This window comes from Lentibacillus populi (assembly GCA_014642895.1).
In the GTDB taxonomy this organism is placed as follows: domain Bacteria; phylum Bacillota; class Bacilli; order Bacillales; family Amphibacillaceae; genus Lentibacillus_C; species Lentibacillus_C populi.
Map to the genome: position 1 here is coordinate 61,897 of BMJD01000002.1, position 25,640 is coordinate 87,536.

28 protein-coding genes and 1 pseudogene are annotated in these 25,640 nt (G+C 40.0%); all 29 read left to right on the forward strand.

The window, feature by feature from the left end:
* Positions 1 to 213: 213 nt before the first annotated feature.
* The 29 genes and pseudogenes from IEX12_RS02165 to IEX12_RS02305 all read left to right on the forward strand — a co-directional run bounded on the left by IEX12_RS02165 (position 214) and on the right by IEX12_RS02305 (position 25,624).
* Entirely contained in the window at positions 214 to 732 is a 519-nt protein-coding gene (locus IEX12_RS02165; RefSeq protein ID WP_102415281.1) for a GNAT family N-acetyltransferase, read from the forward strand.
* Between the two features lie 279 nt (positions 733 to 1,011).
* Positions 1,012 to 1,293: an EscU/YscU/HrcU family type III secretion system export apparatus switch protein gene (locus IEX12_RS02170; protein WP_088050984.1), complete on the forward strand. Its 282-nt coding sequence runs from the start codon at positions 1,012 to 1,014 to the stop codon at positions 1,291 to 1,293.
* Between the two features lie 302 nt (positions 1,294 to 1,595).
* On the forward strand, positions 1,596 to 1,808 hold the full coding sequence (locus IEX12_RS02175; protein ID WP_088050176.1) for a hypothetical protein: 213 nt from the start codon (positions 1,596 to 1,598) through the stop codon (positions 1,806 to 1,808).
* On the forward strand, positions 1,801 to 2,061 hold the full coding sequence (locus tag IEX12_RS02180; protein ID WP_088050177.1) for a type II toxin-antitoxin system RelE family toxin: 261 nt from the start codon (positions 1,801 to 1,803) through the stop codon (positions 2,059 to 2,061). The genes IEX12_RS02175 and IEX12_RS02180 overlap by 8 nt, the downstream gene beginning before the upstream one ends.
* A 322-nt stretch (positions 2,062 to 2,383) precedes the next feature.
* On the forward strand, positions 2,384 to 3,544 hold the full coding sequence (sucC, locus tag IEX12_RS02185) for an ADP-forming succinate--CoA ligase subunit beta (RefSeq protein ID WP_088050178.1): 1,161 nt from the start codon (positions 2,384 to 2,386) through the stop codon (positions 3,542 to 3,544).
* A gap of 120 nt (positions 3,545 to 3,664) precedes the next feature.
* Positions 3,665 to 4,567: a succinate--CoA ligase subunit alpha gene (sucD, locus tag IEX12_RS02190; protein WP_088050179.1), complete on the forward strand. Its 903-nt coding sequence runs from the start codon at positions 3,665 to 3,667 to the stop codon at positions 4,565 to 4,567.
* Between the two features lie 88 nt (positions 4,568 to 4,655).
* Positions 4,656 to 5,546, forward strand: coding sequence for a DNA-processing protein DprA (dprA, locus tag IEX12_RS02195; RefSeq protein ID WP_088050180.1), 891 nt, complete (start codon positions 4,656 to 4,658; stop codon positions 5,544 to 5,546).
* A 217-nt stretch (positions 5,547 to 5,763) separates the two neighbouring features.
* Entirely contained in the window at positions 5,764 to 7,842 is a 2,079-nt protein-coding gene (gene topA / locus IEX12_RS02200) for a type I DNA topoisomerase (RefSeq protein ID WP_088050181.1), read from the forward strand.
* Between the two features lie 344 nt (positions 7,843 to 8,186).
* A complete protein-coding gene (locus IEX12_RS02205) occupies positions 8,187 to 8,639 on the forward strand; it encodes a hypothetical protein (protein ID WP_088050182.1) in 453 nt (150 codons plus the stop codon).
* Between the two features lie 136 nt (positions 8,640 to 8,775).
* Positions 8,776 to 9,187 (forward strand): annotated as a pseudogene (locus IEX12_RS02210) (GNAT family N-acetyltransferase).
* Positions 9,188 to 9,661: 474 nt separating this feature from the next.
* Positions 9,662 to 10,102 carry a helix-turn-helix transcriptional regulator gene (locus tag IEX12_RS02215; RefSeq protein ID WP_088050184.1) on the forward strand — a complete coding sequence of 147 codons (441 nt, stop codon included), beginning with the start codon at positions 9,662 to 9,664 and terminating at the stop codon, positions 10,100 to 10,102.
* Positions 10,099 to 11,280 carry a macrolide family glycosyltransferase gene (locus IEX12_RS02220; RefSeq protein WP_188724605.1) on the forward strand — a complete coding sequence of 394 codons (1,182 nt, stop codon included), beginning with the start codon at positions 10,099 to 10,101 and terminating at the stop codon, positions 11,278 to 11,280. The genes IEX12_RS02215 and IEX12_RS02220 overlap by 4 nt, the downstream gene beginning before the upstream one ends.
* A gap of 391 nt (positions 11,281 to 11,671) precedes the next feature.
* Complete coding sequence (locus IEX12_RS02225; RefSeq protein ID WP_088050186.1) at positions 11,672 to 11,983, forward strand: hypothetical protein; 312 nt, start codon at positions 11,672 to 11,674, stop codon at positions 11,981 to 11,983.
* A 265-nt stretch (positions 11,984 to 12,248) separates the two neighbouring features.
* Positions 12,249 to 13,190, forward strand: coding sequence for a tyrosine recombinase XerC (gene xerC, locus IEX12_RS02230; protein ID WP_286170835.1), 942 nt, complete (start codon positions 12,249 to 12,251; stop codon positions 13,188 to 13,190).
* On the forward strand, positions 13,183 to 13,728 hold the full coding sequence (hslV, locus tag IEX12_RS02235) for an ATP-dependent protease subunit HslV (protein WP_188724606.1): 546 nt from the start codon (positions 13,183 to 13,185) through the stop codon (positions 13,726 to 13,728). The genes xerC and hslV overlap by 8 nt, the downstream gene beginning before the upstream one ends.
* A gap of 15 nt (positions 13,729 to 13,743) precedes the next feature.
* Complete coding sequence (hslU, locus tag IEX12_RS02240; RefSeq protein WP_088050189.1) at positions 13,744 to 15,144, forward strand: ATP-dependent protease ATPase subunit HslU; 1,401 nt, start codon at positions 13,744 to 13,746, stop codon at positions 15,142 to 15,144.
* A 26-nt stretch (positions 15,145 to 15,170) separates the two neighbouring features.
* Positions 15,171 to 15,950, forward strand: coding sequence for a GTP-sensing pleiotropic transcriptional regulator CodY (gene codY / locus IEX12_RS02245; protein ID WP_088050190.1), 780 nt, complete (start codon positions 15,171 to 15,173; stop codon positions 15,948 to 15,950).
* A 406-nt stretch (positions 15,951 to 16,356) separates the two neighbouring features.
* A complete protein-coding gene (gene flgB / locus IEX12_RS02250) occupies positions 16,357 to 16,752 on the forward strand; it encodes a flagellar basal body rod protein FlgB (RefSeq protein ID WP_088050191.1) in 396 nt (131 codons plus the stop codon).
* Between the two features lie 2 nt (positions 16,753 to 16,754).
* Complete coding sequence (gene flgC, locus IEX12_RS02255) at positions 16,755 to 17,210, forward strand: flagellar basal body rod protein FlgC (RefSeq protein WP_088050192.1); 456 nt, start codon at positions 16,755 to 16,757, stop codon at positions 17,208 to 17,210.
* A 40-nt stretch (positions 17,211 to 17,250) separates the two neighbouring features.
* The gene (gene fliE, locus IEX12_RS02260; protein WP_503826790.1) at positions 17,251 to 17,535 is read left to right on the forward strand and encodes a flagellar hook-basal body complex protein FliE; all 285 of its coding nucleotides are present in this window, start codon (positions 17,251 to 17,253) and stop codon (positions 17,533 to 17,535) included.
* Between the two features lie 145 nt (positions 17,536 to 17,680).
* Positions 17,681 to 19,276 (forward strand): flagellar basal-body MS-ring/collar protein FliF, encoded by a 1,596-nt coding sequence (fliF, locus tag IEX12_RS02265; protein WP_188724607.1) that lies wholly within the window; start codon positions 17,681 to 17,683, stop codon positions 19,274 to 19,276.
* Positions 19,277 to 19,288: 12 nt separating this feature from the next.
* Positions 19,289 to 20,302: a flagellar motor switch protein FliG gene (gene fliG, locus IEX12_RS02270; RefSeq protein WP_088050194.1), complete on the forward strand. Its 1,014-nt coding sequence runs from the start codon at positions 19,289 to 19,291 to the stop codon at positions 20,300 to 20,302.
* Entirely contained in the window at positions 20,295 to 21,065 is a 771-nt protein-coding gene (fliH, locus tag IEX12_RS02275; protein WP_188724608.1) for a flagellar assembly protein FliH, read from the forward strand. Before fliG ends, fliH begins: the two co-directional genes overlap by 8 nt.
* Positions 21,062 to 22,381 (forward strand): flagellar protein export ATPase FliI, encoded by a 1,320-nt coding sequence (gene fliI / locus IEX12_RS02280; protein ID WP_088050196.1) that lies wholly within the window; start codon positions 21,062 to 21,064, stop codon positions 22,379 to 22,381. The genes fliH and fliI overlap by 4 nt, the downstream gene beginning before the upstream one ends.
* The gene (gene fliJ, locus IEX12_RS02285; RefSeq protein WP_188724609.1) at positions 22,381 to 22,827 is read left to right on the forward strand and encodes a flagellar export protein FliJ; all 447 of its coding nucleotides are present in this window, start codon (positions 22,381 to 22,383) and stop codon (positions 22,825 to 22,827) included. The genes fliI and fliJ overlap by 1 nt, the downstream gene beginning before the upstream one ends.
* 6 nt (positions 22,828 to 22,833) lie before the next feature.
* Positions 22,834 to 23,430, forward strand: a complete 597-nt coding sequence (locus IEX12_RS02290; protein WP_088050198.1) for a MotE family protein — start codon at positions 22,834 to 22,836, stop codon at positions 23,428 to 23,430.
* Between the two features lie 30 nt (positions 23,431 to 23,460).
* On the forward strand, positions 23,461 to 24,747 hold the full coding sequence (locus tag IEX12_RS02295; protein WP_155554950.1) for a flagellar hook-length control protein FliK: 1,287 nt from the start codon (positions 23,461 to 23,463) through the stop codon (positions 24,745 to 24,747).
* Between the two features lie 9 nt (positions 24,748 to 24,756).
* Positions 24,757 to 25,251: a flagellar hook assembly protein FlgD gene (gene flgD, locus IEX12_RS02300; protein WP_088050200.1), complete on the forward strand. Its 495-nt coding sequence runs from the start codon at positions 24,757 to 24,759 to the stop codon at positions 25,249 to 25,251.
* A 1-nt stretch (position 25,252) separates the two neighbouring features.
* Complete coding sequence (locus IEX12_RS02305) at positions 25,253 to 25,624, forward strand: TIGR02530 family flagellar biosynthesis protein (protein ID WP_088050201.1); 372 nt, start codon at positions 25,253 to 25,255, stop codon at positions 25,622 to 25,624.
* Positions 25,625 to 25,640: the final 16 nt, after the last annotated feature.

Consider the following 25,640-nt stretch of genomic DNA (forward strand, 5'->3'; position numbering starts at 1 on the left):
CCAATAGTGCAGTCTCGGAAAAGCATGATAGCAGAAGAGATTATTAAAAGGGACAAGAAAATGATGTCCAGGTTACAGGAAGATGCATCATTTGTGTACTTTTAACTGAGCTTAATATTAATGAAACAATTCCGGAAGAATTGTTTCAGGCGGTTGCCGAAGTGTTTGCCTTTGTTTGCCGAGGCGATAAGAAAAGAATGGAGAATGGTTAAAATGAATGAAAATCTAACTTTAAGAACTTTGGAAAAAACAGATTTGGAGTTTATTCATGCGTTATATAACAATCCGGAAATCATAAGCTACTGGTTCGAGGAGCCGTATTTGTCCTTTGCCCACCGGGAAGACTCTTTTGATAAAAACATGGACAATCAGAGGCACCGGCAATTTATTTTAATGAACATAGACGAAAAAGTTGGATTTGTTGAACTGGTCAGCATTGATCCACGTCATCGGAATGCCGAATTCACCATTATCATTCACCCGGATTTCCAAGGTAAGGGTTATGCCTATACGGCAACAAGACTGGCTATGGACTATGCTTTTTCCGTAATCAATTTGAATAAACTGTACTTGTATGTGGACACGACGAATGAAAAGGCGATACATATTTACGAAAAAGCTGGATTTCAAATGGAAGGTGTTACACAGGAGATGTTTTTTGTGAACGGAACTTATCATGATGCGGCAGTTATGTGTATATTTGACCGGGATTACTGGAAAATGCACGAGTAGTTTTTGTGCTGGTCAGGCATTGGTACCTCATTCTTGTGAGATATGTCGTTTTTTGTCCGCTGTTGGATCTTGTTTTATCTTCCTTTGGCAAGAATACCCTTTCCTCAGGGGGATCATGACCCATTGAAAGACAAAGCAATGGCGCAACAACCATTGTTGAGAGATGGACTTGGAATGCTTGATTACCATTTTTTAATCGTACTGGTTAAGCCGTTAAGCCAAATGGAAAAGCTAACAGATCGTACTTTTTATTCGGGACAAGGAGTGGATTTTTTGCATATGAAGACAAAACGGAAAAAAGCTGCTGCATTGCGCTATGATCACGACTCAGATTATGCACCCAGAGTTACAGCAGCTGGGAAGGGACTAATTGCCGAAACAATCATTGAAAAAGCAAAAGAAAACCAAGTGCCAATACAGGAAGATCCATCGCTTGTCGAACTTTTGGGAGAGCTGAATATAAACGAGAAGATCCCGGAAGAACTTTATCAGGCGGTTGCCGAGGTGTTTGCATTTGTCTATAAAGTGGATAGGGGTGTAATAGGAGAACAAAATGAATAAGTTAGGCGTTGAATCATCACGCCTTTATTTATCAAGCATTAACGGGCTGTAATACTCCTACCTCTAAGCGTGAGTAAACCAAAAACATAAAGGTGGGAGGAAAACAACTCGTAAATAACCGATTTTAGTCTTTTCGACCCACACCGCGTGGGCCTCGGGCTAATTCAGCGGGAGGTAGGTGAGGCTAAAACCGTCACGTCTGCATACCTTCGCCTCCACTAGCACGTCCTGTGCGTCGGAAATCCTCACTGAATGAAGTTTTACTTTATGATATAATAAATGAAAAAGGAAGGTGAATCGTTATGATGAATCGTAAAGAACTACACTGGATGGTTGACAAGTTACCAGAAGATAAGCTACCAAGACTAAGCGATTTTTTTCAACACATTTTTGATGAAGATAAATTAGAATTAAACGATACAACTAAAAAAGAGATAGATCAAGCGCGGGAACGTATTAATAAAGGCGAATACGTAACGTTGGCTGATCTTTTAAAGGATTTGCAAGATGTATAAGCTAAAGATTGACAAAAATGCTGAAAAATATATCAAAAAGTTAGATAGTCCAACTAGAAAAAGGATTCTAAACGCACTTATTGAACTTGCTGAAAATCCATTTGCCGACACCAGTGTTACCAGGATGAAAGGCTATACTAATTTGTTTCGGAAACGTGTCGGTGATTTTCGTATAATTTTTGAAATTGATCAGGGGAGCCTTATCGTTCTCGTACTAAAGGTGGGAAGCCGTGGTGATATTTACAAAAAATAACTGGGTTCCCACTACCTTTTTAATTTACCGATCAATCTTCCATTTTCAACTTTGGCATTGGGTTTTATAGGAACAAGCTAATTATCTTAACAACCTGTTACTTCTTCTTAAACTTAAAGGGAACTCTTCCCTTAAACTATTATGTATAACTCCTTGTAAACATCTATCAACCAATGCAATTTTCCCGTTCCTTAATTTCAAAAACAATATTAGACAACTACCTTTCTCTTTCCAGTCATTCGAATGATGGTCCTTATTCTTGTGAAATTTGTTGTTTTTTAATACAATGGAAATGCAGTGAATTTTGATGGGAGGATGAAGGATGAACATTCATGAGTATCAAGGCAAAGAAATCTTGCGCGAATATGGCGTAAACGTGCCAAACGGCCATGTTGCATATACGGTAGATGAAGCTGTTGAAGCTGCCAAGAAGTTAGGTACATCTGTAACAGTTGTAAAAGCACAAATCCATGCCGGAGGCCGCGGTAAAGCCGGCGGGGTTAAAGTTGCCAAAAATTTGGATGAAGTGCGTACATATGCGGATGAAATTTTAGGTAAAACACTTGTTACGCATCAAACGGGCCCAGAAGGCAAGGAAGTTAAACGCTTGCTTATTGAAGAAGGATGCGATATTAAAAAAGAATACTATGTAGGGGTTGTTTTAGATCGTGCAACTTCCCGTGTTGTCATGATGGCATCAGAAGAAGGCGGTACGGAGATCGAAGAAGTAGCTGCTAAAACTCCAGAGAAAATATTTAAAGAGGTCATTGATCCAATAGTAGGTCTAAGCCCATATCAAGCTCGCAGACTAGCATTCAATATCAATATACCTGATGAATTGCTATCCAAAGCAGTTAAATTTATGACTGGTCTTTATCAGGTATTTGTTGAAAAAGATTGCTCAATCGCAGAAATTAACCCACTTGTTACAACGGGTGATGGTCAAGTTATGGCACTCGATGCAAAATTAAATTTTGATGACAATGCAATTTACCGTCAAAAAGATGTTCAGGAATTCCGTGATTTAGATGAAGAAGATGAAAAGGAAATTGAAGCATCCAAATACGATTTAAGCTATGTTGCGCTCGATGGCAATATTGGCTGTATGGTTAACGGTGCAGGACTTGCAATGTCAACGATGGACATTATCAAACATTCCGGCGGAGAACCCGCAAACTTCCTTGATGTTGGGGGCGGTGCGACTGCTGAGAAAGTTACCGAAGCTTTCAAAATCATTTTGTCTGATCCAAATGTAAAAGGAATTTTCGTTAATATTTTCGGTGGAATCATGAAATGTGATGTTATCGCTGAAGGTGTTGTGGAAGCGACAAAACAAGTTGGTTTGGAACTGCCATTAGTAGTGCGTTTAGAAGGTACAAATGTTGATTTAGGCAAGAAAATTTTAGATGAATCTGGCTTAAACATTACTTCAGCTGGTTCCATGGCTGACGGTGCAGAAAAAATCGTTTCAATGGTTAAATAATTTCAGGCAGCATTCAGGCGATCTCTGTGTACGAATTGCCAGGAATGAAAAGCCAGATGGTTTAACCTTGAGTTTCAAAGAACGTATGAAGTGAAGATTACGTGGAAAGGACGGACGAAAATGAGTATATATGTCAATCAAGATACAAAAGTAATTGTCCAAGGAATTACCGGTGGAACTGCCAAATTTCATACCAAACAAATGCTTGAGTACGGTACGAAGATCGTTGGTGGTGTAACACCAAAAAAAGGTGGTACAGAAGTTGAGGGTGTTCCGGTATTTAATACAGTGAAGGAGGCTGTCGACCAAACAGGTGCAACGGCTTCCGTTATTTATGTACCAGCTCCTTTTGCTGCTGATGCGATTCTGGAAGCAGTAGATGCAGAACTGGATCTTACTATTTGTATTACCGAACATATTCCGGTTATGGATATGGTTAAAGTAAAACGTTATATGGAAGGCAAGAAGACACGCCTTGTCGGACCAAACTGCCCTGGTGTCATTACGCCAGAGGAATGCAAAATTGGTATTATGCCTGGTTACATTCATAAAAAAGGTCATATCGGCGTCGTATCCCGTTCTGGAACACTGACATATGAAGCTGTCCACCAATTATCGGAAAAAGGCTATGGCCAATCTACTGCAGTTGGTATTGGTGGGGATCCTGTTAATGGTACGGATTTTATTGATGTATTATCAGCATTTAATGAAGATCCAGACACAGAAGCAGTGGTCATGATTGGCGAAATCGGCGGTACTGCGGAAGAGGAAGCTGCTGCATGGATAAAAGCGAACATGAAGAAACCTGTTGTTGGCTTTATTGGCGGGGCAACTGCACCTCCAGGAAAACGTATGGGACATGCTGGTGCGATCATTTCCGGTGGCAAAGGTACAGCTGAAGAGAAAATCCGTGTTATGACAGAATGTGGCATTAAGGTTGCTGAAACACCTGCTGTAATGGGTGAAACAATGATCAAAGCATTAAAAGAAAATAACCTTGAAGCAAAATGTAAAACGCATTAACAAGTTAGAGGGAAGTCTGTCTTCCCTCTTCTTTCTATTGGAAATTTTTTGAATAAAAAAACCTATACCTAATAAAGGAAGTGGTTTCGTGCACATACTTCGAAAAAAATTAATTCATTTACACCGTTGTCGCGGGATTACCAGAAATTCGATCAGGAAAATGCTCCGGGCAGATCCTTCCTTATCCAATCTCTACAAGCTATCGTCTTCACAGTTAAGTCATCAATATACGATTCCCTTTCAAAACGCTCAATTACTCTATTCCGATCTTCATGACAAGCACGTCCATGCATCTATTAAACACGATTTGGATATGTTCCCTGTGGTAACAATAGTTGACGACAACTACCCCCCTGTGTTAAAAACAATTAAAGATCCGCCGTTTGTGCTTTATATGCTGGGGGATTTGTCTTTATTAAGCTATAGACCAGCTCTAAGTGTCATCGGAACACGCAGGCCATCACAAAATGCTTATAGGAAGATGCAGTTTATCTTACCGGCTTTGATTGAAAAAGGACTTTTGCTTGTCAGTGGCATGGCTAAAGGAATTGACGGGTATGCTCATCAACTGGCATTACAGCATAATGGGAAAACAATTGCTGTTTTGGGCAGTGGTTTTCATCATATTTATCCGAAACAAAACCGATCATTATTTCAGCGAATTGCCCAAGCAGGATTAGTTTTGTCCGAGTATACACCGAATACACCTCCAGAACGATTCCATTTTCCTGAACGAAATCGCATTATAAGTGGTCTCAGCTTTGCAACATTGGTCATCGAAGCAACGGAACGAAGCGGAACATTGATAACGGTTGATCAGGCACTTGATCAAGGAAGAGAGGTATATGCCGTTCCGGATTCACCGTTGCTGCCGCAAACGGTAGGATGCCATCGGATGATTCAGGATGGCGCCAAGCTGGTTATGAGTGCACATGATATTCTGGAGGATTGGGAATCAATGAAGCACATTTCCATGTAAAACTAGCATAAACTTGAAGAAAACGCTTTAAATTATCTGGGAAATTATTTCATCATGTTTGACAAATGGGAACGATATATTTACTATTAGTGAAGATTTCCAATTGAAAAGGGTGTTCAAAAAGTTACCAAATGATAAGGAGTGTACTTGGACACTTACAACTTTTCGAGTACACAATTGAAATAGGGTTACCTCAATCTGGGAGGAGAAAGAAAGTATGTCAGATTATCTTGTAATCGTTGAGTCGCCGGCAAAAGCAAAGACGATTGAACGATACTTAGGAAAAAAATATAAAGTGGAGGCATCCATGGGACATGTTCGGGATTTGCCGAAGAGTCAAATGGGCGTCGATGCAGAAGATCAATTCAAACCAAAATATATTACCATTCGTGGTAAAGGCGATGTTTTAAAGAAGCTGAAATCAGCCGCAAAAAAGGCGAAAAAAGTTTATCTCGCAGCCGACCCCGATCGAGAAGGGGAAGCGATTGCCTGGCATTTAGCACACAGCTTAAATATTGATGAGCATTCGGAATGCCGGGTTGTATTTAACGAAATTACCAAGGATGCGATTAAAGAATCATTTAAGCATCCGCGCTCGATTGATACAGATTTAGTCGATGCACAGCAGGCTAGACGGATTCTTGACCGGTTAGTGGGATATAACATTAGTCCGTTATTATGGAAAAAGGTAAAAAAAGGGTTGAGTGCTGGGCGAGTGCAATCGGTAGCAGTAAAAATGATTCTTGACCGCGAGAAGGAGATTGAAAACTTCAAGCCGGAAGAATATTGGTCGATTGAAGCAAGTTTCCATAAGGACAAAGATACGTTTGAAGGGTCTTTTTACGGAATTGATAACAAGAAGCATGAGTTAAAAACCGAAGATGATGTAAATCATATTCTAAAGCGCTTGGAAGGTAAAACATTTACAGTCGAAAAGGTCAATAAACGGGAACGCAAGCGTAATCCGGCACTGCCGTTTACGACGTCATCACTGCAGCAGGAAGCGGCTCGTAAACTGAATTTCCGAGCTAAAAAGACGATGATGGTAGCACAGCAGCTTTATGAAGGGATTGACCTTGGCAAAAAGGCTGGCGGCATCACCGGTTTGATCACGTATATGCGTACAGATTCAACACGTATTTCCGATACAGCAAAAAATGAAGCACAAGGTTATATTGAAGAAAAGCATGGCAAAAATTATATAGGTCATTCTAAAAAGACGAAACAAAAAGAGGGTACACAGGACGCCCATGAAGCGATTCGTCCAACCTCTGTACTAAGGGAGCCGAGCTCATTAAAAGCGGTTTTATCACGTGACCAGTTACGCCTATACAAATTAATCTGGGAACGATTTCTGGCAAGCCAAATGGCACCCGCTGTAATGGATACAATGACGGTTCATTTATTGAACAACGGTGTTGAGTTTCGCGCAACAGGCTCTAAAGTTAAATTTAAAGGGTTTATGTCTGTCTACGTGGAAGGTACGGACGACAAAAATAAAGAAGACAATAAATACTTGCCTGACCTGCAGGAAGGGATGGAGGTTAAAGCAGAAGAAATAACACCAGACCAGCATTTCACGCAGCCGCCACCTCGTTATACAGAGGCCAGACTCGTAAAGACGATGGAGGAGCAAGGGATTGGCCGGCCGTCAACGTATGCCCCGACACTTGATACGATTCAGCGACGCGGCTATGTGAGTATTGATAATAAGCGGTTCATCCCAACTGAGCTCGGGCAAATTGTCATCGAGCTATTACAGGAATTTTTCCCGAAAATTATTGACCTTGACTTCACAGCCAAAATGGAAGAAGATCTGGATTCGATTGAGGAAGGGAAAGTAAATTGGATTGCCATTCTGGATGAATTTTATGGACCTTTTAGCGAACGGCTGGAAAAAGCGGAAAAGGAAATGGAAAAAATCGAAATCAAGGACGAACCTGCTGGGATTACCTGTGAGAATTGTGGGCATGAAATGGTCTATAAAATGGGGCGCTATGGCAAGTTTCTCGCGTGCTCCAACTTTCCGGATTGCCGCAACACAAAACCGATTTTAAAAGAAATCGGTGTTAAATGTCCGAAATGTAAGGAAGGTAATGTCGTCGAACGGAAGTCGAAAAAGAAACGGACGTTTTATGGGTGTGACAGGTTCCCGGATTGCGATTTTGTCTCATGGGATAAACCAATTGCCCGACCATGTCCAAAATGTGACTCACTGCTGGTTGAAAAGAAAAAGAAAAAAGGAACGCAAATTCAATGTACGAACTGTGATTATGAGGAAGAAGCACAGAGTTAGGTAAAGCCGCCCGTGAAAAGGGCGGCTTTGTTATGTTCTTTTGTGATTAACCGAGCCCTAAAAGAAGGGAAGGGGTGTCAAGAAAATCATAGCAAATTTATGTAGTAACCCATGCGTTTAGTATTCCGGACAAGGTGTTACCCTCATAGCTAATTATTATTAAAAAGAAACTTTTTTTCATTTGGAATCGTATAATTTAATATATAAATTTGGAGTGATAATTGATTAGTGTGGGAGAAGATTGTAAGAGTATAATTATAAGAAAACGGCAGAATAATGTGGTTAATTTAGCGAGAGAAGTAGATTGAAATCCCGTAGTTTGTTAGAGAAAAGTGGTGATGAGATTGAAATTATTTATGGACATACTATTTTTCACTATCATCAGTTACTGCAGCTATAAGTTTATTCAAGTCATAATAAAAATGAAGCAGGGTATTATTTTGCCTATAACGGAAGAGGAAATTGTGTCCATTAGAAGATATCCTCAGAAAACAGTGGACTTCCCGATATATTCTAAACAAAAAGCAGGGATCATTGCTTATTCTATTATCCTTTTATTTGTGGTTAGCGTGTTTTTGTTGGGAGTATTCCTAGATTGGTCTTTTTATTTGCTGATGCTTATCCCCTTGATCAATTCGTATAATCTCCTAAATATCTTTGCCGTAATCGGTGACGGTGTAATCAGTGGAGGCCGCTTTATCGCTTGGAGCAAAATAAACTCATTTCAATTTATCCCTATTGACATAAACCATAAGTATTATGCTATGCAAAAGAAGTTAATGACGGGAATGAATTAAAAATAGTGGCTAAAGGCCATTCTGTAAATTGTATTGTTACGACGGGTGAAATGAGAGAGAAACTGAATAATGTTTTGGGTGGACATGTAGCAGCAAATGAGCAGTCAGAATAACAGTAAACGGGGGAAAAGTAAAAATGAATGATCATTTCACTACCATCTATGAACCGCCAACTCCTAAAGAATATAATGATTTGCGATTGGAGGGTGGTATAAGTGGGAAATCACTAGAAGCTGCAGCAGTTGGTTTGAAAAATTCATTATTTGCAGTGTGTATTTATGATAAAACGACATTAATCGGGATGGGACGTGTAATCGGTGATGGCGGAGCCTTTTTTCAGATAGTCGATATCGTAGTAAAGCCAAGCTATCAAGGAAAAGGGCTAGGTAAGATGGTTATGAAGGAACTAATAAACTACCTGGACAAAAAACACATATCCCGGTTCTTATGTTAGTCTAATAGCCGATGATCCAGCCAATAAACTTTATGAACAATTTGGATTTAAGTACACCTATCCCAGATCACATGGGATGTATAGAATGTATTAGATTTTAAAGGAACGAGGATAAAAGCTTGATCAGTGAGTGTTTCATTCATGAGCTTAATCATGTCTTGGTCTACCGGAATAGGTTGAACAATTGAACTGGATGAGGGGAGTGGAGTGATACCCTTAACCGTATTTGTTAACCCGGAAATTTCGGTAATGGCAGATTGATGCTGTAAATGAAACAGGAAATTACTCTGACCTTAACGGTGTATCTGTAATGATGATATTTTCAGGGCTATTTGAACTGTGTTGGCACATTCATATTTATTTACGGTGCCCATTATATCTCATGGTAATCTAATATAAAGGGAATCAATCGGGCGCATTACTGCAGCAATAAATGTTCTACTCTTTATGGGTAGCTGTACCAAATGTTTAAACATTTGCCACAATTTTTAACAAAGAATGTTGTGAACTGTTGATAGATTTTGCTTTAGATCTTCTATATATTTAAATATAGAAGGAGATGAAAAACATGATCGGTATGAATATCCGTGTTTTGCGTAAAAAGCATAAACTGAGTCAGGAACAATTAGCTGAGAAGGTAAACGTATCACGACAGACCGTAGCAAAGTGGGAAAACGAAGAAGCCTTCCCTGATATTTATAAATGCAAGATACTCAGTGATATTTTTCAAGTAACTTTGGATCAAATGTCCCGTAATATGAGTGAAGAAGAGGCAAGCCAGCTCGCTCCCAAGGGAAAGCAGTTTTTTGGTGTTGTGAAGGTAGGAGAACGGGGCCAGATTGTGATTCCCAAACAGGCACGCGAAATGTATCAGATTCAAGCTGGTGATAAGCTGGTTATTTTGGGGGAAGATGCGACAAAAGGAATTGCTGTCTTAAAAAGTGAGGGTTTCCTGGAATTAGCAGAGATGATCCGAAAAACCGAACCAGCTGATGGTGATTCAGAATGAGCAAATTTGTATTTTTTTCTATACCTGCACATGGACATACCAATCCAACCATTCCGGTGGTAACCGAATTAGTAAATAGAGGCCATCAAGTTTGGTATTATTCCTTTCTGGAATTTCAGGAAAAAATAGAAGATGCCGGTGCAGTATTTATTGCTTGTGATGCATTCTTGCCCAAGCTATCACAAAAAGAATTGGATCGCAAAGCTGGCAAAGATTTTGCTGCATTGATTGAAATGGTTGTCGATACGACCATTGCTTTGGATGAAAAGGTATGTAAAGAATTAGGGGAAATCCGGCCAGATTGCATTATATCAGACTCTTTATGCTTTTGGGGAAAATTATTTGCCAAGAAACTAAGAATCCCATATATTAGTTCGACTACTACCTTTGCTTTTAATCAGTATACAGCAAAACTAATGAAGCGGAGTTTTATGGAATTATGGAAAATGATCGTCGGTATGCCACGAATTAACAAAAAAATCCAATTGTTAAAGGATCATGGTTATGAAGTAAAGAATTTTGTTTCGATTGTCCAAAATGATAATGAAACGGACACCATTGTTTTTACATCGAAAGAATTCCAGCCGATGGCGAATACCTTTTCTGACCGATATGCATTTGTTGGACCATCCATTAGGAACTTTCCTCCCGTTCAGAATAATAAAAAAGATAGAAAAATACTCTATATTTCCCTTGGAACTGTACTTAATCAAAATGAGGATTTTTACCAGAACTGTATCAAAGCATTTGCAAATACGAATTATGATGTCCTGATGTCAGTTGGTGAAAAAACTGAGATTTCTGCTCTTGACAGCATACCAGGAAATTTTACAGTGAAAAACTCCGTCGACCAGATTTCGGTATTACAGACAGCAGATTTATTTATTACCCACTGCGGAATGAATAGTGTGAATGAAAGTCTGTATTTTGGAGTTCCAATGGTTTTATTTCCGCAACATAGTGAACAAAGAATAATAGCTGACCGGGTTGCCATAATGGGTGCAGGATTAAAATTGAAAGGGAAGAAGCCAAAATATTTGGTGTCAACGGCAGCTGAGGTGCTGGCGAATCGGACATATAAGAAAAATGCACAGAAGCTGTCAGAAACCTTTCAAAATGCCGGCGGTGCTACAGAAGCGGCCAATGTGATTCTGACTAAAATTGGGGAGAAGTTTTAATTAGCTTAAGTATCTGAGCGTTTGGGCATTGTTGATGAAATTCTGAAAACTGGTATTGACGTTCAGGAAATGATTTGATAAACACTGGGGGATAGAATGGAAATCAATCTACGAAAATATAAATGCAGCAATCATGGGTTAGAACTCGTTCCTATTACAGGGCGGGTTTTCGCATTTGATGAAGAAAAGAGGACTGAGTCCATGAAAAAGGTAAAACATGGGTGAAAGATAGTGCATTATAGCTTGTGGCATCTCTTATTCATTATTTTTTTAATTGTCATTACTATAAATATTTATGACAATTTTAGTAACTTTATTTTAAGTCTCCCGTATAAAAGTTTTACCACTTGGAAAAAGGGTAACATTTATATTGATAAAGGAGGGCTACAAAATGAATCAGAAGAAAACGTATTTTGTAACAGTTGATACGGAAGATATTCGTGAAGTCTCGATTCCTGAAAGTGGAATTGAATATGAAATAAGCGCAACACCCGAGGAGATCAAAGAAATAGAAATGTTATTTATGAACAAAGATAAAAATGCAAAAAAAGCAGTCAAATTTTTGGGAAAACCATTTGATGAATGGGGTGCTGACAAAGAAAGAGGCAGCTATGACGATCATTTAATGACAATTTATCAGCGTTTGTATGATTTGGGTACAGAAGAAACGAGAAAGAGAATAAAGGAATTAGATATACTGTAACATTTGGTAAAACTTTACTTTAATTTGACAGTTTTGTTGCAAATAAAATATATTTGAATTCTTTAATAGTTGTTTGTTGACTATTCATTTTGGAAAAGCTATAATTACCAATTGGTAAGTTTATTTACTTGACAGTGATTACGGAAGGAGAAAAATTTAAGTGAACTGACTGCGATTCTGAATTTTATTGCAATTTTGTTAAATCTGTTGCCATCCAGATTATAATATGATATGATTTATTCGCTGTTAAGAAGAAGGTGAAATTTTGCATCAACTTTCAGCCGATTGCAAGGGATTCATCGAATATCTGCAAATTGAAAAAAATGCCTCGCCGTATACTGTGAGGTATTATCAGAATGATCTGGAAACGTTTTTTCTCTTTTTGGAGGGAGAGGGGATAGATGACTTGCGAGAGGTTGATACTCGAGTTGTACGTCTATTTCTCACTTTACTTTATGACAAGGGCTTAAGCAGACGGTCTGTATCGAGGAAAATTTCCAGTTTGCGAAGCTTCTATAAATACTTGGAGCGTGAAGAAAAGCTTACAAGTAATCCTTTTCTTCATTTGACATTACCAAAAGCTTCGAAACCAATTCCAGGCTTTTTATATATGGAAGAATTGGAACAACTATTTGAAGTCAGCGATGTAACGGACCCTTTGGGACAGCGCAATCAGGCAATGCTGGAGATGTTGTATGCAACAGGAATGCGTGTAAGCGAGTGTCAGGAGCTGAAAATTGAGGATATTGATTTCTCGATCGGCACAGTTCTTGTAAAAGGTAAGGGCAGAAAAGAACGCTATATTCCGTTTGGTCGATTTGCGGAAATCGCACTGGAGACGTATATAAATGAAGGCCGAATACAGCTACTTGGTAAAGCAAAAACAAATACAGACAATGTCTTCCTAAATGCCAGAGGTACACCATTAACAGCAAGGGGCATGCGATTGGTACTGAATAAAATGGTAGAAAAGACAGCGTTGACCGTACATATCCACCCCCATAAATTGCGGCACACATTTGCAACGCATCTCTTGAACGCGGGGGCGGATCTTCGTACTGTACAGGAACTGCTCGGTCATGAAAACTTATCATCTACACAAATATATACGCACGTTACAAAGGACCGTTTGCGTAACGTCTATATGAACAGCCACCCAAGGGCTAATGTACAAAAATTGAAGTCAAGAGGTGATGATCATGAATAATCAAATGCATGCGACAACCATATTTGCTATCATGCATGATGGACAATGTGCGATGAGTGGAGATGGCCAAGTTACACTGGGGAATGCAGTTGTCATGAAACATAGAGCGAAGAAAGTACGTACATTATTCAACGGGCAAGTTTTAGCGGGGTTTGCCGGATCTGTCGCAGATGCATTTACACTGTTCGAAAAATTTGAAGGAAAGCTTGAGTCATTTGATGGTAATCTTGCTCGTGCTGCTGTAGAATTAGCCAAAGAATGGCGGAGTGATAAAGTTCTGCGAAAGTTGGAAGCGATGCTGATCGTCATGAACAAGGAAAAGATGTTTTTAGTTTCTGGAACCGGTGAAGTAATTGAACCGGACGATGGCATATTGGCAATTGGTTCCGGCGGTAATTATGCATTAAGTGCTGGCCGGGCATTGCGGAGGTACGCTGATAACCTGTCTGCCAAGGAAATTGCCCAGGCAGCATTAGAAATTGCTGGTGAGATATGCGTGTACACGAATGATCACATAACGCTGGAAGTACTTGAATAACAAGGAGGCTGTTTTATGGGAATTGATTTAACGCCTAAGCAAATTGTTGATCAATTGGATAACTATATCATTGGCCAGCATCAAGCTAAAAAGTCGGTTGCCGTTGCACTTAGAAATCGCTATCGCCGGATGAAGCTGGATGAATCCATTAAAGATGAAATCGTACCAAAGAACATTCTGATGATTGGTCCTACAGGGGTTGGTAAAACAGAGATTGCCCGAAGACTGGCAAAGCTTGTTGGCGCCCCATTTGTCAAGGTAGAAGCAACTAAATTTACTGAAGTTGGTTACGTTGGCCGCGATGTAGAATCAATGGTTCGCGATCTGGTTGAAATGGCTATGCGGATGGTTAAAGAGGAAAAAATGGAAAACGTGAAAGGAAAAGCAGAGGTAGAGGCAAATAAAAAGCTTGTACAGCTGCTGATGCCACAAGCCAAAAAGCAATCCGGAGTTAAAAATCCATTTGAAATGCTTTTCGCTAACGGGTCTGATGAGGAAGATGATGAAAAAGACCAGGAAAAAAATGAAGAAATTCGCAACAAGCGAAAACGGATGGAGCAAAAGCTTGCTTTAGGCGAAATGGAAGATCACATTGTCACTGTAGAAATCGAGGAGCTGCCTCCTTCCATGTTTGATATGCTGCAAGGTTCCGGAATGGAGCAAATGGGAATGAACATGCAGGATGCGCTTGGTCAGTTTATGCCAAAGAAAAAGAAAAAACGAAAACTTCCGGTGTCTGAAGCAAGAAAAGTATTAACCTTACAGGAAGCCCAAAAGCTTGTTGATATGGAAGAGGCCGCACAAGAGGCAATTGAGCGAGCTGAACAGTCCGGAATCCTGTTTATTGACGAAATTGACAAAGTAGCTGGTAAACAGGATAATTCCGGAAACGCAAACGTATCCCGGGAAGGGGTGCAACGTGATATCTTGCCAATTGTAGAAGGCTCTACGGTTGTCACGAAGCACGGCCCGGTAAAAACGGATCATATGCTGTTTATTGCAGCAGGGGCTTTCCATATGTCAAAACCGTCTGACCTGATTCCAGAGCTGCAAGGAAGATTTCCAATCCGGGTAGAACTGGAAAAGCTTACGGTAGAAGATTTCCAACGCATTTTAAAGGAACCGTCCAATGCACTGCTGAAACAATATCGGGCATTGTTAAAAACAGAAGGTATAAATGTTGAATTTACAGACAATGCTGTAATTAGACTTGCGGAAATCGCCTATCAAGTTAATCAGGAAACAGATAACATCGGGGCACGCAGATTGCATACCATTTTGGAAAAGCTTCTCGAGGATTTATCATTTGAAGCACCGGATATAACAATGGGAACAGTCGAGATTACCCCGGAATATGTCGATAAGAAATTAAGTACGATCGTAAAAAATAAGGATTTAAGCCAATTTATATTGTAATTTAAACAATCGAATGGAGGATTATCATGGAACTATTAAATCGTGCAAGAAAAATCAATGCAATGCTGCAGAAAGCAACAGGAAAATCGGTGAATTTTAATGAAATGTCGGCATCTTTAAGAGATGTTATTCGCGGGAATGTTTTTATTGTAAGCAGACGTGGCAAACTATTAGGATTCGCCATTAATCAGGAAATTGAGAACGACCGTATGAAGTCAATGCTTGAAGAACGGCAATTTCCAGAGGAGTATACACAAGGATTGTTTGCTATCCATGAAACGACAGCAAACTTGGATATTGACAGCCCGTATACAGCATTTCCGGTAGAAAATCGTGAATTATTCCAAAATGGATTAACAACGATTGTACCGATTATTGGGGGCGGCGAACGTCTTGGGACATTGGTGCTCAGTAGATTAACAGAAAGCTTTAATGAAGATGATTTATTGCTTGCTGAATATGGTGCGACAGTAGTCGGAATGGAAATTCTTCATGAAAAAACGGAAGAAATCGAAATGGAAGCTAGAAGCAAAGCTGTTGTGCAAATGGCTATCAGCTCCCTCTCCTACAGTGAACTAGAAGCAATCGACCATATTTTCGAAGAATTAAACGGAAATGAAGGCTTGTTGGTTGCAAGTAAAATAGCGGACAGAGTTGGAATTACCAGATCGGTCATCGTTAATGCACTTAGAAAGCTGGAAAGTGCCGGCGTAATTGAATCACGTTCATTAGGTATGAAGGGAACATACATTAAAGTTCTTAATAACAAATTCCTTGTTGAGCTTGAAAAATTACGTTCAAGATAAATGTAAAGTCAGGCCCGTTGAAACTAGTTGCAAGGAAAAACATTTTAACTTGATTGGGAACGTATAAATATCAGAGTAAAAAATTAAAAAGACCTAGCAATTTATAAAAATTGCTAGGTCTTTTTTGCTGTAAAATTCCAAGAAATGTACTGAACAATGGGAATATAAGCCCTATAAAATATGTTCAATTACTTACGTTGTATAGAGCATAATATCAATAATGTAAAAATAAACCATTTTTATAGGTATAAATAGGTAGTTAATTATGACCATTTTAGTTTCCCAAGTCGTAATATGTCGAAATATGATGGACATCTTAAGTAGGATAAATTACAATATTCGTGTGGGTATTTTTGATTATGTCTGTCTATTAATTTGGTACTTATTTCAAGGGAGGGTATGACAATTGAATTTGTTTGGCGGAACCATCCGGGCATTGGAAAATTCGCTTGATTATGCAGCGGTTAAAAATCGTACGATAGCAAACAACATTGCAAACGTTGATACGCCGAATTATAAAGCGAAAGATGCCGTTTTTAAAAATATGTTACATAATGAGCTTACAAGTTCAATAAAGGCAAACAGAACACGGCCAGAACATCTGCCATTTGATGGCACATTACATAATTCCTATCAGGTTATTACAAGAAAGGGTACCATGTATAACCACAATGGCAATAATGTCGATATAGATAAGGAAATGGTAGAACTTGCGAAAAACCAAATTTATTACCAGGGGTTGGCTGATCGGATAAGCAGCAAATTTAACAGTTTGCAAACCGTCATTAGAGGAGGAAGATAGCAATGTCGATTTTTAACGCGCTAAATACGAGTGCAAGTGCATTAACAGCTCAGCGGTTACGGATGGATATCGTTTCTTCCAATATCGCTAATGCACAAACGACACGTGCAACGGTTAATGAAAACGGTGAATACGAACCATACCGAAGAAAAATGGTCGTAGCGGAGCCAAAAGAACAGAGCTTTCAATCTTTCCTGCAAAAAGCTTCGCACACCTCATCTTCTCCTGGAGCAGGAGTGAAGGTTACGAAAATAATAGAAGATGACGAGCCTTTTAAGCTGGTTTATAGCCCAGGGCATCCGGATGCGAATGAAGCTGGATATGTGCAAATGCCAAATGTTGATCCATTGAAGGAAATGGTTGACCTAATGAGTGCCACAAGATCATATGAGGCAAATGTCACGTCATTGAATGCGACGAAAAATATGCTGTTGAAAGCATTGGAAATTAGTAAATAAAGACTAGGGAGCGTTGATTGTGATTCAAGGTTTAAATGGTATATCACCAACATTATTATCAGCAGGAGTACATGCTAAACCTAATGTTTCGTCTGGTGAAGCACAGTCGGATTTTGCAAATACTTTAAAACATGCCCTTCAGTACGTTAATGATACGCAGATAGCATCAAATCAAAAAACAGAAAGTCTGGCGAACGGACAAATTGATAATTTGCATGATGTCATGATTACAGCCCAAAAGGCAAATATTACATTGGAAACTTCTGTCCAAATGCAGCGGAAAGTTATCGATGCTTATAATGAAATCATGCGCATGCAAGTGTAAGAAGCGGGAAGACCGGGTAACAGAATATAAACTGGTCTTAAGATTAGATCATAACAATAGGTATACAAATAAATGGTTGTTCGAAGTCATCAAATGCTTTTTGAACGAGCATTTTTATAGATTTTTGGATTTGGCGGGGGAATAAATGAAAGAAAAAATGTTGTATTTCAAAGATAAAGCTAAATCTTTTTGGACGAACAGGTCAAGAAGCCAAAAAGGAATATTTATCGGATCTATTGTTATCGTTGCAGCTTTGATAATTGGGATTGTCTTGTTTACTTCCAATACAAAATTAGTTCCGCTATACAATAATTTGTCAGCACAAGAGGCCGGACAGATAAAGACTGAGTTGGATACAAGAGGCGTACCTTATGAACTGGAGGATGGTGGTTCGACGATTACTGTCCCGGAGGAGCAAGTTGATTCGTTGCTGGTCGATTTCGCCGGGCAGGGTCTTCCGGATAGCGGCAACATTGATTATTCCTTTTTTAGCGAGAATGCTTCATGGGGGATAACGGATAATGAATTCAGCATGATAAAATTGGACGCGATGCAAACAGAGCTTGCCAACTTAATCAAAGGCATCGATGGCATTGCAGATGCCAAAGTAATGATTAATATGCCGAAGGATCCTGTTTTTGTCAGTGATAATGCGGAACAGGCAAGTGCATCCGTCGTAATTAATACAAAGCCCGGACAACAATTTCAAGGGAATCAGATCGAGACACTTTATCATTTAGTGTCAAAAGCAGTTCCGGATTTACCACCAGAAAATATCGTCATTATGAATCAATATTTCGAGTATTATGATCAAAATGCACAAGATGCAAATGGCAATCAGGATACGTATACATATCAGCAAACAGTGAAGAAGGATATTGAACGGGACATTCAACGAAGGGTGCAGCAAATGCTCGGTGCTATGGTAGGACCGGAAAATGTGATTGTATCAGTTACCGCTGATGTCGATTTTACAAAGGAAAATCGTGTAGAAGAAATTGTTGACCCGGTTGACGTGGAGAACATGGAAGGGGTTCCTGTAAGTATCGAGACGGTTCACGAGACATATTCCGGAAACCCTCCCGCAGGCGGTGTACAAGGAACTGGCGACGAAGATGTTCCAGGCTATGAGAGTGTCGATGGAGGAGAAGATGGGGATTATGAGCTTGTAAAAGAAACGGTTAACAATGAATATAACCGTATTCACAAGGAAATAGCGGAAAGTCCGTATAAAGTCCATGATCTCGGAATTCAGGTAGCTATTGATAAGGTGAAAGGGAAAGACGGGGATGAACTGCAATATTTATCACAGCAGGATGAAAACACGGTTGAGGATGGAATTTCTTCTATATTAAATTCGATCATTACAACCTCCATTGACAAAGAGTTTGGGGAAGTGGATCCGGAAGAGAAAACATCAATCGTATTTCAGGAATTCAGTGGGGATACGGCATTTCCAGAGCCAACGTCACCAGTTATTCCATTATGGTTATACATTGTCGGAGGAATCCTGCTAATTGCTATTATCATTCTCGTTATTCTGCTGTTGAGAAGTCGCCGGGATCAAAAGGAAGAGATAGAGGAAGAAACAACAGCAGCACAAACGGAAGTACGCATTCCGGAAATTGGGGAGAACCCGGACACGGAAGCTGATGCTCGCAGAAAACAACTAGAAAAAATGGCAAAAGAAAAACCGGAAGACTTTGCAAAGCTGCTGCGAAGCTGGATAGCGGAAGACTAGGAGGAACAGGCTATGGCAAGACAAAAAGGTGTATTGAGCGGAAAACAAAAAGCTGCGATTCTCTTAATTTCTTTAGGTCCGGATGTATCTGCCCAAGTGTATAAACATTTAAGTGAAGAAGAAATTGAAAAGCTAAGTTTAGAGATTTCCTCTGTAAAGAAAGTAGAGTCAAATATCAAAGAAGATGTGCTGGACCAATTTCACCAAATTGCCCTGGCACAAGATTATATTTCTCAAGGTGGTATCGGCTATGCCAAAACAGTTTTGGAAAAAGCGTTTGGTAAACAGGAAGCGGCCAATATCATCAATCGGCTTACATCATCATTACAAGTAAGACCGTTTGATTTTGCCAGAAAGGCTGATCCGCAGCAGGTGCTAAATTTCATCCAAAGTGAGCATCCGCAAACGATTGCACTTGTATTGAGCTATCTTGATGCTGAGCAGGCTGGTCAGATATTGTCTGCATTACCACAGGAAATGCAGGCTGATATAGCTAAACGAATTGCAACAATGGATTCAACATCACCGGAAATTATTAGTCAAGTAGAACAGGTGCTGGAACGGAATATTTCTTCCTCTTTAACCGAGGATTATACGCAAACCGGTGGTATTCAGGCTGTTGTGGAAGTATTGAATGGGGTTGACCGCAGTACTGAACGAACAATTTTGGATGCTTTGGAGGTTCAGGATCCTGAGTTAGCCGATGAAATCAAAAAACGGATGTTTGTCTTTGAAGATATTGTCATTCTGGATAATCGTGCTATCCAGCGTGTCGTCCGTGAAGTGGAAAATGAAGACTTGCGTTTGGCACTCAAGGTTGCCAGTGAAGAAGTAAAAAATATTGTCTTTAAAAATATGTCCCAGCGAATGGCCGAAACATTTAAGGAAGAAATGGAGTATATGGGTCCGGTAAGATTGCGGGATGTTGAAGAAGCGCAAACACGTATTGTTTCCACCATCCGCAGACTGGAAGATATTGGCGAGATTGTTATCGCGCGCGGTGGAGGTGACGATATCATTGTCTGATACGTTCTTACACAATCAGCCCACATCAACGGGAAAACGAATTAAAGTAGTACCGATCGAGCTGATTAAACAGAATCCTGTGAAAGAGGAAAACATCAATTCTAAAGAAAATTCATATCCAGTAATTCAGGAGCAGCTGCAGGCTGCCCGTCAAGAATTACAGCAGCTGGAGGAGAAAAAGAAACAAATGATTTCCGAAGCACAGGCGGTAATAGCGCATGATCAAGCCGAATGGGAAAGAACAAGAGAATCCTATATCAAGCAGGCGCAAGAGGAAGGATATCAGGATGGATTTGCGGCAGGCAAACAGGAGAGCATGGAACAGCACAAGCAGCTACTGGAAAAGGCAAATCAAATCGTTCGTACCGCAACAACCGATTATCATGCCAAACTGGAACAAAGCGAAGAGACAATCGTTGACCTGGCAATTCATACGGCTGAGAAAATTATCAACGAAAAGCTGACGGAAGACCCGACATCATTTTTGTCCATTGTAAAAGCTGCAATTAAGGAAATCAAAGATCAATCAACGATTACGGTTTACGTCCATCCGGAAAATTATGAATTCGTATTGCAGCATAGGGATGAACTGGTTCATCTTTTACATGCCGATACCGCCTTGACCATTTATGTGAATGAAGAACTAGCTAAATCAGGCTGCGTGATTGAACACCCTTTTGGAAAAATTGATGCAAGCATTGATACACAATTGCAGCAGCTTCAGGAAATTTTACATGAACTTGCATTGGAGAACGAACAATGAATCGATCCTTGTTTTTAACAGCAATTGAACAAGCTGATACATTTAAACGTTATGGAAAAGTATTGCGTATCGTTGGATTGATGATCGAATCGCAGGGACCGGATGCAAATATTGGCGAAGTTTGCCTTATTCATGCAGCGAAAGTAAGGAACCAGACAGTGATGGCGGAAGTAGTCGGATTTAATAATGAAAAAATTATGCTTATGCCCTATTCCGAGGTAAGCGAAATTGGACCAGGGTGTCTCGTTGAATCAACAGGAAAGGCGCTGACTATTAAAGTTGGGCGTAGGTTGATTGGCAAGGTAGTAGATTCATTGGGGAAAAGCCTGGACAATGCAAAACTTCCAAAGGGATTGACGAATTATTTAACGGAGCAATCTCCGCCCAATCCATTAGCCAGACCACCGATTGACGAGCCGATCCAGGTCGGGGTAAAGGCGATTGATTCGTTATTAACGGTTGGAAAGGGGCAGCGGATTGGTATTTTTGCGGGTAGTGGTGTTGGAAAAAGTACATTACTAGGCATGATTGCCCGAAATAGCAGTGCAGATATCAATGTTATTGCTCTGATTGGCGAACGAGGCAGAGAAGTAAGGGAGTTTATTGAAAAAGATCTTGGTGAGGCAGGCTTGAAAAAGTCAATTGTTGTTGTTGCAACCTCTGATCAACCAGCATTAATGCGAATTAAAGGTGCCTATACCGCAACAGCAATCAGTGAATATTTTCGTGATTTGGGTTTCCAGGTCAATCTGCTGATGGATTCAGTAACAAGGGTAGCAATGGCACAGCGGGAAGTAGGATTAGCAACAGGTGAACCTCCTACAACGAAAGGGTATACCCCATCCGTATTCGCTGCATTGCCGAAACTGCTGGAGAGGACTGGAACAAGCAGTACCGGCACCATTACAGCATTCTATACGGTACTGGTCGATGGAGATGACATGAATGAACCGATTGCCGACACGGTTCGCGGTATTTTGGACGGACACTTTGTATTGGACCGGAGGCTCGCTGAAAAAGGGCAATTTCCGGCAATCAACATTTTAAAATCGATCAGCAGAGTAATGAATCAAATAGTAGACAAGGAGCATCAAGAAGCTGCCCAGAAATTGCGTTCACTAATGGCTAAATACGAAGACAACAGTGAATTGATTCAAATCGGAGCGTACAAGCGGGGAACTGATCAGGAGATTGATAAGGCAATCGCTTATTACCCTAAAATACAGCATTATCTGAAACAGGCAATATTTGACTACGTGACCCTGGATGATTCGATCAGGCAAATGCAGAAATTACTAAATGGAGGTGCTGATTGATGGCAGCAACAAAAAGGTTATCGAAAATCTTACATATTCGCGAACAGGAAAAGCATGATGCGCAAAAGGCATACCATCATTCGCAGGAGCTGTTTGAGGATGTCGCTGTAAAATTATATACACTGCTTAGGACAAAGGAAGCGGCAGAAGAGTCTTATGAGGGATACCTAAAGCAATCAACACCTATCACAACAATAAAGGAACAATTAACGTATATTGAAATGCTAAATAAAAAAATTATTTCCATGCAGCAATCGGTTGAACAAGCAAGAAATGAAATGAAAACGAACCAGCGACATTTGACAAACGCGCACGTTGAAGTGAAGAAATTTGAAAAAATAATTGAAATAAGACGGCGGGAACAGGATGAAATTGTCCGGAAAAACGAAAAGCAGGCAATGGATGAAATAGCCATACAGCAGTATTTAGGCAGGAAAAATGGGTGAAGAGCTATGGGGAATCAGCCGAAAACACAAGGAAAACAAAAAACAAATCCAATCGTATGGTTTCTATTTGCCATTGTCATTCCGGTAATTGTTGCGATTACACTCGCCATTATTATTTTTACATTGGCTGGTGTGAATGTTATCGACTGGGTGAAAAACACTGGTAATAATATACCGGTCATTTCATCGTTCGTTACTACCGATGAAGAAAAAAATCTGCAGCAAACAGAGGAGAAAATGAAAGCTGCATTGGAAAAGAAAGATGAAAAGATTGAGGAATTGACCCAAAATGTAAATGACCTTGAGGCAACCATCGATAAAATGGAACAAGAAAAGTTAAAACTGGAAAACCGAACAACAAGCGATGAATTAGATGGATCTACCACCGAACAGGAAAGTGAAAATGACACAGTAAAAACCATCTCCTCTTCATTTAAGGAAATGGATCCGAAGCAAGCAGCTTTAATTTTCCAAAAGCTTGATAGTGATATGGCGATTTCCATCCTGAAAGAACTCTCAAATAAAGCCCGTGGCAAAATTATTGCGGAAATGGATCCAGAAACGGCAGCCAAATTGACCAAAATGTTTATCAATAGTGATTAGCTGCCATTTCCTTGAAAGGAGGTGAGAAACGTGAATGGAATAGGTATGATTGCTCAACAGTTGAATCTGCCTGTGCGTGACGTTCCAAGGCAGATGGCAGGTCAAACAGGCAAAACGTCAATTTTTCAAGGATTATTGTTGAACCAAACAGCTGAAGCTGACCATTCATTTGCAGCACAAACACAAGAGGGAGAGGAGGATGGTAACGACTTAAACTTCGAAGGGCTGTTAGCTTTGCTTCAAGCCTTTACAGGTGAACTGTTCCCAGGACAATCTGTGAAATGGGATGAATTTACCCCAAGTATGGAAACAGCGTCGGTTGATGAAAAACTTGGATTAATGCTGGATGCTTTAGCAGGAAAAGCTGCTACAAAAAACTTGCAAACCGATTTAGAGCTTTCAACTGCCCAGCCAGACACTGCTGTACTTTCAGAAACAGCTATTCAGCAGCAATTAGCCACTATTCTTAAGCAGGCAAAAACAGTGATTGGTCAGATCCAAACAGATCTGGATCTGCCAAAAGCAGCGAGATCCATATTGAAATTGTTGGAACAATGGACAGGGCTTACGAAAGGGCTACCTAATAACCAGAGTGCATTGGAAATAATCGTACCTGAAACGACTGAAAATGGGAAAAAAGAGCTGAGCGTTTGGCGAGACCTGGTTACTTTTTTTCAAAAGCGGGACCAGTTTGTGTCCAATCAGCAATACAATATAAATGCTAAAGTAACAAGTCATGACGTGGCAAAAGTGCTGCATAAGGCATTAAACGAGCAATCTGTTGAGAAAGGCTCGACCCAGCAAATACAGGCATTATCATCGATGCCGATGTCTAAAGTGGAACAATACGTTATCTATCTGAATCAGAGTCAACATTCCCAATCGGCGCCTCAGCAACTGATCGAGCAGCTGCAAAAGGTGATGAAGACGAGTAAATTTCTTACGATGAACAATGGTACATCACAATTGTCCATTACACTGAAGCCAGATAATCTTGGTGAAATGATGGTGAAGTTAACCCGAATTAATGGCGAAATGACCGTAAAAATCATGGTCACGTCACAAGCAACGAAAGATATGCTAGAGTCTAATATGCATCAGCTGAAGCATATGTTTTCGCCACAGCAGGTTGTTGTCGAGAAACAAGACATAACTTCACAGCAAGCACAAGGCTTTCAAGGTAAACAAGAAGAACGGTCCATGAATGAACAAAGCGAGGAACATTCCCAGCATCATACGAAGGATGGGGATTCAGGTCAGCAAACAGATGAGACCGAATTGGTATTTCATGACCTGTTAATGAATGAGAAAGTGTAGGTGTTCACTGTGACAAAAATTGATCCATCACTTTATTTAAGTAACCAGCAAAACCAGAACGTACCAAGTCCAGAACTTGGCAAAGACGAATTTTTAAAGATTTTAATGACGCAATTACAAAATCAGGATCCAACCAACCCAATGGATGATCGTGAATTCATTTCGCAAATGGCTACTTTTTCATCGCTTGAACAGATGATGAATATGACACAATCAATCGACACCTTAGTACAAAGTCAACTTGTTTCGCCGGTTATTAAATATAGCCATATGATTGGTAAAGAGGTTACGTATCAAGCTTATGATGAAGAATCCGGAGAAAAGACTTCCATTGAGACGGGTACAGTTGTCGCTGTCAGTCAAAAGGATGGATGGGCTATTTTGGAATTGGAAAATGGTGAAAAGGTCTACGCAGACGCCATCTTAAAAGTTAACGATCCAAGTGCAGCTGCTGATGAAGAAGATGGGAATGCCGATCCCGATTCAACTGAAGGAAGTGAATAGCATGGATCATCGTATTCATCAATTACCATCACATACACTGCCACTGCAAAATGTGAAAAAGGTAGCAAATCCAGCCAAACAATCGGATTTTAAAGCCGTGCTGGCAGGTGTTGATAAAGTAAAGGTTAGTAAGCATGCCAAGGAACGGATAGACGAACGCAATATATCCATTAACGAAAAAGACTGGCAGTTGATTACGGAAAAAATGGCAGAGGCTAAACGAAAGGGCGTTACAGATTCATTAGTTGTGATGAATAATGCTGCATTACTTGTCAGTACAAAAAACAATACGGTCGTAACAGCAATGAACCGGGAAGAGGCAGCAAGCAAAATTTTTACCAATATTAATGGGACAATTCTAATCAATGAATAGGCCGGACCCTTCTGGG

Bases quoted from the DNA above. Each gene is read 5' to 3' on its own strand.
- IEX12_RS02165 (WP_102415281.1), top strand. From the start codon at position 214: ATGAATGAAAATCTAACTTTAAGAACTTTGGAAAAAACAGATTTGGAG.
- IEX12_RS02170 (WP_088050984.1), top strand. From the start codon at position 1,012: ATGAAGACAAAACGGAAAAAAGCTGCTGCATTGCGCTATGATCACGAC.
- IEX12_RS02175 (WP_088050176.1), top strand. From the start codon at position 1,596: ATGATGAATCGTAAAGAACTACACTGGATGGTTGACAAGTTACCAGAA.
- IEX12_RS02180 (WP_088050177.1), top strand. From the start codon at position 1,801: ATGTATAAGCTAAAGATTGACAAAAATGCTGAAAAATATATCAAAAAG.
- sucC (WP_088050178.1), top strand. From the start codon at position 2,384: ATGAACATTCATGAGTATCAAGGCAAAGAAATCTTGCGCGAATATGGC.
- sucD (WP_088050179.1), top strand. From the start codon at position 3,665: ATGAGTATATATGTCAATCAAGATACAAAAGTAATTGTCCAAGGAATT.
- topA (WP_088050181.1), top strand. From the start codon at position 5,764: ATGTCAGATTATCTTGTAATCGTTGAGTCGCCGGCAAAAGCAAAGACG.
- IEX12_RS02215 (WP_088050184.1), top strand. From the start codon at position 9,662: ATGATCGGTATGAATATCCGTGTTTTGCGTAAAAAGCATAAACTGAGT.
- IEX12_RS02220 (WP_188724605.1), top strand. From the start codon at position 10,099: ATGAGCAAATTTGTATTTTTTTCTATACCTGCACATGGACATACCAAT.
- IEX12_RS02225 (WP_088050186.1), top strand. From the start codon at position 11,672: ATGAATCAGAAGAAAACGTATTTTGTAACAGTTGATACGGAAGATATT.
- hslV (WP_188724606.1), top strand. From the start codon at position 13,183: ATGAATAATCAAATGCATGCGACAACCATATTTGCTATCATGCATGAT.
- hslU (WP_088050189.1), top strand. From the start codon at position 13,744: ATGGGAATTGATTTAACGCCTAAGCAAATTGTTGATCAATTGGATAAC.
- codY (WP_088050190.1), top strand. From the start codon at position 15,171: ATGGAACTATTAAATCGTGCAAGAAAAATCAATGCAATGCTGCAGAAA.
- flgC (WP_088050192.1), top strand. From the start codon at position 16,755: ATGTCGATTTTTAACGCGCTAAATACGAGTGCAAGTGCATTAACAGCT.
- fliF (WP_188724607.1), top strand. From the start codon at position 17,681: ATGAAAGAAAAAATGTTGTATTTCAAAGATAAAGCTAAATCTTTTTGG.
- fliG (WP_088050194.1), top strand. From the start codon at position 19,289: ATGGCAAGACAAAAAGGTGTATTGAGCGGAAAACAAAAAGCTGCGATT.
- fliI (WP_088050196.1), top strand. From the start codon at position 21,062: ATGAATCGATCCTTGTTTTTAACAGCAATTGAACAAGCTGATACATTT.
- fliJ (WP_188724609.1), top strand. From the start codon at position 22,381: ATGGCAGCAACAAAAAGGTTATCGAAAATCTTACATATTCGCGAACAG.
- IEX12_RS02290 (WP_088050198.1), top strand. From the start codon at position 22,834: ATGGGGAATCAGCCGAAAACACAAGGAAAACAAAAAACAAATCCAATC.
- IEX12_RS02305 (WP_088050201.1), top strand. From the start codon at position 25,253: ATGGATCATCGTATTCATCAATTACCATCACATACACTGCCACTGCAA.